The 6,821-nt window shown below is 60.9% G+C and carries 6 protein-coding genes; 4 read left to right on the top strand and 2 right to left on the bottom strand.

Annotation, left to right across the window (positions count from 1 at the left end; genetic code table 11):
• Positions 1 to 62 precede the first annotated feature (62 nt).
• On the bottom strand, positions 63 to 701 hold the full coding sequence (locus DBR24_RS20175; protein WP_128615639.1) for a Pr6Pr family membrane protein: 639 nt from the start codon (positions 699 to 701) through the stop codon (positions 63 to 65).
• A 1-nt stretch (position 702) separates the two neighbouring features.
• The gene (locus DBR24_RS20170; protein ID WP_003227831.1) at positions 703 to 933 is read right to left on the bottom strand and encodes a VF530 family DNA-binding protein; all 231 of its coding nucleotides are present in this window, start codon (positions 931 to 933) and stop codon (positions 703 to 705) included.
• A 299-nt stretch (positions 934 to 1,232) separates the two neighbouring features.
• On the opposite strand from DBR24_RS20170, the gene DBR24_RS20165 reads away from it, so the two are divergent.
• The 4 genes from DBR24_RS20165 to DBR24_RS33015 all read left to right on the top strand — a co-directional run.
• Positions 1,233 to 2,594, top strand: a complete 1,362-nt coding sequence (locus DBR24_RS20165) for a carbohydrate porin (RefSeq protein WP_128615638.1) — start codon at positions 1,233 to 1,235, stop codon at positions 2,592 to 2,594.
• 225 nt (positions 2,595 to 2,819) lie between these two features.
• Complete coding sequence (locus DBR24_RS20160) at positions 2,820 to 5,231, top strand: glucose/quinate/shikimate family membrane-bound PQQ-dependent dehydrogenase (RefSeq protein ID WP_128615637.1); 2,412 nt, start codon at positions 2,820 to 2,822, stop codon at positions 5,229 to 5,231.
• 532 nt (positions 5,232 to 5,763) lie between these two features.
• The gene (locus DBR24_RS20150) at positions 5,764 to 6,138 is read left to right on the top strand and encodes a DUF6124 family protein (protein WP_128615636.1); all 375 of its coding nucleotides are present in this window, start codon (positions 5,764 to 5,766) and stop codon (positions 6,136 to 6,138) included.
• Between the two features lie 207 nt (positions 6,139 to 6,345).
• On the top strand, positions 6,346 to 6,821 hold a 476-nt coding region (locus tag DBR24_RS33015; RefSeq protein WP_256591678.1), incomplete at its 3' end, for a hypothetical protein.

Below are 6,821 nucleotides of genomic sequence, written 5' to 3'. Positions count from 1 at the left end.
GGTTTCAGGGCCGCTCCGCGCCCCATCGGGGATAAATCCCCTCGCCACAGGTTTGCATGCATTCAGGACTGCGATCCGCGCAATCGGTCGAGGCCGATCAGCGCCAGCGCAATCAGCACAAACCCCACCAATATCCCCCCGGCATTGATCAACACCTGCGGATAACCGAGCACCGCCACATCAATGAACGGATACGCATACGCGCCGAGCAGGTGCCCGCGCAGCAAGGCGTAGATGAAATACACCAGCGGGTAAATCAGCCACAGCGGCAAGTGCCACAGGCGCAACGTCCCCTTGGGCACACAACACCACCAGTAGCCGAGAAACAGCAGCGGCATCACGTCGTGCAGCAATTCGTCGGCAATAAACTGCCAGCCCTGCGGGTGCCATAAATGCCGCAGCAAAAGGCTGTAGGCCAGGCCGACCACCGTGATGCTGACGGCAATCGCGCTGCTCACCCACGGTTGCAGAAACCAGCGCTGCGCCGCGGATTCGCGGCGGGTGACCGCGCACGTCAGCACAGTCGCTACCAAGGTGTTGGTCAGTACGGTGAAGTAACTGAAGAAACTCACCAGCCCACCCAGCAGGCTGGCGTCGACACTCAGCCGCGCAAGGAAAATCAGGTACAGCTGAATACTCAGTCCGGCCCAGCCGAGGCTGGCGATGAGCGTGAGCAGCCGTCGCCGCGACAGCACATCCATCTCAGAGCGGACGCTTGGTGCGCATCAGTTTCACGTAAAGACGCTCGACCTTCTCCCGCGCCCACGGGGTCTTGCGCAAAAACGTCAGGCTCGACTTGATGCTCGGGTCGCTCTTGAAACAGCGGATATCAATACGCTCGGCCAGCCCCGACCACTCGTAATGCGCCACCAGCGCATTGAGGATCTGTTCAAGGGTTACGCCATGCAGCGGATCGGGAGTGTGGTCGTTCATGCCAGGCCTTTGGACGATGGGAAAATGCACAAGCCGCGCACCTTAGCCGAGGGACCGGTCAGGTGGAAGGCCTTGCTTCAAATGTAGGCCAACCGGAGAAGATCGCAGCCTGCGACCCGGCCTACAATGCGCCCGTTTGACGCACTGTTACCGATTGCGAAACGCTGCATGTCAGCAAAAGCCCTTTGTCTTTTTGTTACAGATCATTATCCTGCCGCCCTTCAGCTGAATCGCTTCACTGCCTGCGTCACATTGAAGCGCCCGGTTTCCCCCAAGAAAACATCGAAAAAGACTGATCCATGCCTGATTTTTCCTTCTCCAGAGACAGCGCTATCTCAGCGCTTCGCCTGCTCGGCGGCTGCACTGCACTCGGCCTCGCCACCTACGCCCAGGCGGCCCCCGCCTTCGACAGCGACTCACCGTACATGCTCGGTGACTGGAACGGCACCCGCACCGAACTCTCGGAAAAAGGCTACGACTTCAAACTCGATTACACCGGCGAAATGGGCAGCAACCTGCACGGCGGCTACGACCACGACCGCACTGCGCGCTACAGCGACCAGTTCGGTCTGGGCACGCACCTGGACCTGCAAAAGATCCTCGGCTGGGACGACGCCGAGTTTCAACTGACGATTACCAAGCGTAGCGGCAACAACATCAGCAACGACCGCATCAACGATCCACGCGTCGGCGGCTTCACCTCGGCGCAGGAAGTCTGGGGTCGTGGCCAGACCACGCGCCTGACACAGATGTGGTATCAGCAGAAATTCTTCGACCAGAAACTCGACATCAAGGTCGGCCGTTTCGGTGAAGGCGAAGACTTCAACAGCTTCCCGTGCGACTTCCAGAACCTGGCGTTCTGCGGCTCGCAGGTCGGCAACTGGGTCGGCGGCATCTGGTACAACTGGCCGGTCAGCCAGTGGGCACTGCGGGTCAAATATCACCTGACACCAGAGCTGTACGCCCAGGTCGGCGCCTACGAGCAGAACCCGTCGAACCTCGATCGCGGCAACGGCTTCAAACTCAGCGGCAGCGGCACCCAGGGCGCCGTGTTGCCGGTCGAACTGGTGTGGACGCCGAAGCTCAACGACCTGCCCGGCGAATACCGCGCCGGTTACTACTACAGCAGCGCCAAGGCCTCTGACGTCTATAAAGACCAGAACGGCCAGCCTGCCGCACTGAGCGGCGAAGCCTACCGCAGCGCGTCGAGCAAGCACGGCGTGTGGTTCGGCGCACAGCAGCAAGTCACCAGCATCGCCAGCGACCACTCGCGCGGCCTGAGCGTGTTCGCCAACGTCACGATGCACGACAAGAAAACCAACGCGATCGACAACTACGTGCAGGCCGGCGTGGTCTACAAAGGCCCGTTCGATGCCCGCGCCAAGGACGACATCGGCTTCGCCCTGGCCCGCGTGCACGTCAACCCGGCGTACCGCAAGAACGCCGAAGCGAGCAACCGCGCCAACGCCGTCTACGACTACGACGACCCGACGTTCCTGCCGCCGCAAGACACCGAATACAGCGCCGAGCTTTATTACGGCGTGCACCTCGCCAACTGGCTGACCGTGCGCCCGAACCTGCAATACATCCGCCATCCGGGCGGTGTGGACAAGGTCGATGACGCGCTGATCGCGGGGATCAAGATCCAGTCGTCGTTCTAAAGCACCACGAAAAAACCTGTGGGAGCTGGCTTGCCAGCGATAGCGATTTCACATTCGACATCAACGTCGCCTGATGTGGCGCCATCGCTGGCAAGCCAGCTCCCACAGGGGGCGAAGAAGAAATTCGTTAGCTAGACAAGTTTTTATCTGAACCATGCCTGTGCCAAATCGTCATCTAAAGTGACTACAGCGCGGGACTACATAAACGTCACGGAGAATCACACTATGAGCACCGAAAGTGCTTCGAGTCGGGGCCGTCTGCTACCGAGCCTGCTCGGCATTCTGCTTCTACTGATGGGCCTGGCCATGCTGGCCGGGGGAGTCAAGCTGAGCATGCTCGGCGGCTCGCTGTACTACCTGCTGGCCGGTATCGGCATCGCGCTGTCCGGCATTCTGATGCTGATGCGCCGTCGCGCGGCGCTGGGCCTGTACGCCATCGTGCTGTTTGCCAGCACTGTTTGGGCCTTGTGGGAAGTCGGCCTGGACTGGTGGCAACTGGTGCCGCGCCTGGCCCTGTGGTTCGTCCTCGGTTTTGTGATGTTGCTGCCGTGGTTCCGCCGTCCATTGCTGCTCGCAGGCCCGGCGCCGATGGGCACTGGCGGCCTGACCGTGGCCGTGATTCTGGCCGGCGTTACCGCACTGGCCAGCCTGTTCACCCACCCGGGCGAAACCTTCGGCGAACTGGGCCGCGACACCGCGGACACCACCAGCACCGCGCCAGCCATGCCCGATGGCGACTGGCAAGCCTACGGCCGCACCGAGTTCGGTGACCGTTACTCGCCGCTGAAGCAGATCACCCCGGCCAACGTCGGCAAGCTGCAAGAAGCCTGGCGTATTCAGACCGGCGACCTGCCGACGGCTGATGACCCGGTCGAGCTGACCAACGAAAACACCCCGCTCAAAGCCAACGGCATGATCTACGCCTGCACCGCGCACAGCAAAGTGCTGGCACTGGACCCGGACACCGGTAAAGAACTGTGGCGCTTCGACCCGCAGATCAAGAGCCCGGTCGGCTTCAAAGGCTTCGCCCACATGACCTGCCGTGGCGTGTCGTACTACGACGAAGCCGCGTACGCCAAAGCGGAAAACGCGGCCTCGGCGGTGATTTCCGAAGCCGGCAAAGCCGTTGCCCAGGCCTGCCCGCGTCGTCTGTACCTGCCAACCGCTGACGCCCGCCTGATCGCGCTGAACGCCGACACCGGCAAGATCTGCGAAGGCTTCGGCAACAAAGGCGTGGTCGACCTGACCCAAGGCATCGGCCCGTTCACCGCCGGTGGTTACTACTCCACCTCGCCAGCGGCGATTACCCGTGATCTGGTGATCATGGGCGGTCACGTCACCGACAACGAATCGACCAACGAGCCATCGGGCGTGATCCGCGCCTTCGACGTGCGCGACGGCCACCTCGTATGGAACTGGGACAGCGACAAGCCAGACGCCACCGAGCCATTGGCACCGGGCGAAACCTATAGCCGCAACTCGGCGAACATGTGGTCGCTGGCCAGTGTCGACGAAAAACTCGGCATGGTTTACCTGCCACTGGGCAACCAGACCCCGGACCAGTGGGGCGCTGACCGCACCCCCGGCGCCGAGAAATTCAGCGCCGGCGTTGTCGCCCTCGACCTGGCCACCGGTAAAGTGCGCTGGAACTACCAGTTCACCCACCACGACCTGTGGGACATGGACGTTGGCAGCCAGCCAACCCTGCTCGACATGAAAACCGCCGACGGCGTGAAACCGGCGCTGATCGCCCCGACCAAACAGGGCAGCCTGTACGTACTCGACCGTCGTGACGGCACGCCGATCATCCCGATCAAGGAAATCCCGGTACCGCAAGGCGCCGTGAAAGGCGACTTCACCGCACCGACTCAAGCGCGTTCGGACCTCAACCTGCTGGCGCCGGAACTGACCGAAAAAGCCATGTGGGGCGCCAGCCCGTTCGACCAGATGCTGTGCCGCATCCAGTTCAAGGAACTGCGCTACGAAGGCCAGTACACCCCGCCGTCGGAACAGGGCAGCCTGATCTACCCGGGTAACGTCGGCGTGTTCAACTGGGGCGGCGTCTCGGTCGATCCGGTTCGCCAGATGCTGTTCACCAGCCCGAACTACATGGCTTTCGTTTCGAAAATGGTGCCACGCGAAAAAGTCGCCGCCGGCAGCAAACGCGAAAGCGAAACCGCTGGCGTACAACCGAACACCGGCGCGCCATACGCGGTGATCATGCACCCGTTCATGTCGCCATTCGGCGTACCGTGCCAGGCCCCGGCCTGGGGCTATGTCGCCGGCATCGACCTGACCACTGGCAAAGTCGTGTGGAAACGCAAAAACGGCACCAGCCGCGACAGCTCGCCGATCCCGATCGGCTTCACCCTGGGCGTGCCAAGCATGGGCGGCTCGATCGTCACGGCGGGCGGCGTCGGCTTCCTCAGCGGCACCCTCGACCAGTACCTGCGCGCCTACGACGTGAACACCGGTAAAGAGCTGTGGAAATCGCGTCTGCCAGCAGGTGGCCAAGCGACTCCGATGACCTACACCGGCAAGGACGGCAAGCAATACGTGCTGCTGGTTGTCGGCGGTCACGGTTCGCTGGGCACCAAGATGGGTGACTATGTGATTGCTTACAAACTGCCGGAATAAGATTTAACGGCGGTAAAAATGAAGGCGATGTCTCGTGAGGGACATCGCCTTTTTTGTGCACACTTATTTTGAATCCACCGGAGAACCCTGTGGGAGCGAGCTTGCTCGCGAAGGCGTCAGCACATTCAACATCTACGGTGCCTGACACACCGCTTTCGCGAGCAAGCTCGCTCCCACAGGTTGAAAAGTGTTTGTCTGTAGGAAATATGCTCGTCCTACAGACGTTGAAAATTGCAGGGAGTTTTCCGACAAGTCGCGTCGGTTGTGCCTCGGAAATCGGCTGGGTAGGCTCGGGGGGTCGCTGCAAATTCAGCGAACGGGCGTCGCGGCCCGATCTCTTAAGGCATAATCGCCCCGCTGACTAAAGCACATAAGTGTCTGTCAGCTTGTTTTATGGCGGCTGTGCGCGGGATACCTTCGGGTATGCCGAAGTGCCTTGGGAGTCGGTCCGCGAACCCGCGTATAGCTGCCACCCTCGAATTGCGTCGCGGCAACTAGAGGGATGGCTCCATTATTTCCCAAGGAGTCAAAAATGAAAAAGCCGACACCCAATCCGCCGGAAACAAACGAAACCTCCCCCTACCAATCCGCCGATTCCAAAAAATTCCACGAAGCCGCCGAACGCGCCCTCGACCATTACCTCAAACCCAACGCCTTGACCCTGCGCTTTCACAAACCCAGCACGATGTTCCAGGTCGCCCCCGAACAGGACAGCGAAAGCCTGCTGGTCCACGCCTGCGAATCGCTGGCCCAGGCCAGCCTTATGACCAGCGACATCGCCGCCTACATCGACCTGCCGCAGCGGCGCACGATCCTGGCCATCCAGCAAATCATCATGCTCGCCGAACTGGCGGTGAACCGCGTGCTGGATAATCACGAAATCCCCCAACCCCCAACACACAGCTAACCCTGTGTGAGCGCGAGCCTGCTCGCGAAGGCGTCAGCCCATTCAGCCGTTGGAGTGACTGACACAGTGCTTTCGCGAGCAGGTCCGGGGCGTCGTTTGACGAAGTCGAATACATTGAAAGATCACGCCCCCCATATATAGATACCACCTACCCCCCGCTGTCCCTCGCCATGCTGCCCCCTCATCCTCAGCATGGAAAAAGTGCCCATGAGCCACACCACAGCGCCCACCGCCGAAGAGATCAAAAACGATCTCAACGCTATCGGCCATCATCTGTTCAATACACAAACACCGTTGCTTCCCGAACAGCAACTGAATTCCGAACAGACCTATCTGAAACGCCTCGACGCGCAACTGAAAACCTACCGCGCAAGCTACTTGCAACGCAGCCGCGTGCTGTATCAGGCCCTGGAAAACAGCGATCTACAAAGCGATGAAGGCAAACGGCTGATCGCAACGCTGAAAATCAGACTGGCCCCCCAACTGCTCGACATGGACCAGCGCGACCGGATCGACGGCAAACCCGCGAAAACCTTTCTGAACTATGACGCCGGCTTCACTGCCTTCGGCCACGAGGCAAGACAGGCCGTCACCGACCGCCTGCTGCACCCGCAAGCCGGCGCACTGCTGCAAAAGCTCGATCTGGCGCCGATGCTGCGTCCGGCCGTTTACGCGCTGCAGTT

It is taken from the genome of Pseudomonas sp. HMWF006, from assembly GCF_003061205.1.
Lineage (GTDB): Bacteria > Pseudomonadota > Gammaproteobacteria > Pseudomonadales > Pseudomonadaceae > Aquipseudomonas > Aquipseudomonas monsensis.
Note: the sequence above shows the minus strand (reverse complement) of the source record. Positions and strands in the feature narration are given on the sequence as shown.

What these genes read in the sequence shown, in the direction of transcription:
- DBR24_RS20165 (WP_128615638.1), top strand. Translation starts at nt 1,233, where the DNA reads ATGCCTGATTTTTCCTTCTCCAGAGACAGCGCTATCTCAGCGCTTCGC.
- DBR24_RS20160 (WP_128615637.1), top strand. Translation starts at nt 2,820, where the DNA reads ATGAGCACCGAAAGTGCTTCGAGTCGGGGCCGTCTGCTACCGAGCCTG.
- DBR24_RS20170 (WP_003227831.1), bottom strand. Translation starts at nt 933, where the DNA reads ATGAACGACCACACTCCCGATCCGCTGCATGGCGTAACCCTTGAACAG.
- DBR24_RS20175 (WP_128615639.1), bottom strand. Translation starts at nt 701, where the DNA reads ATGGATGTGCTGTCGCGGCGACGGCTGCTCACGCTCATCGCCAGCCTC.
- DBR24_RS20150 (WP_128615636.1), top strand. Translation starts at nt 5,764, where the DNA reads ATGAAAAAGCCGACACCCAATCCGCCGGAAACAAACGAAACCTCCCCC.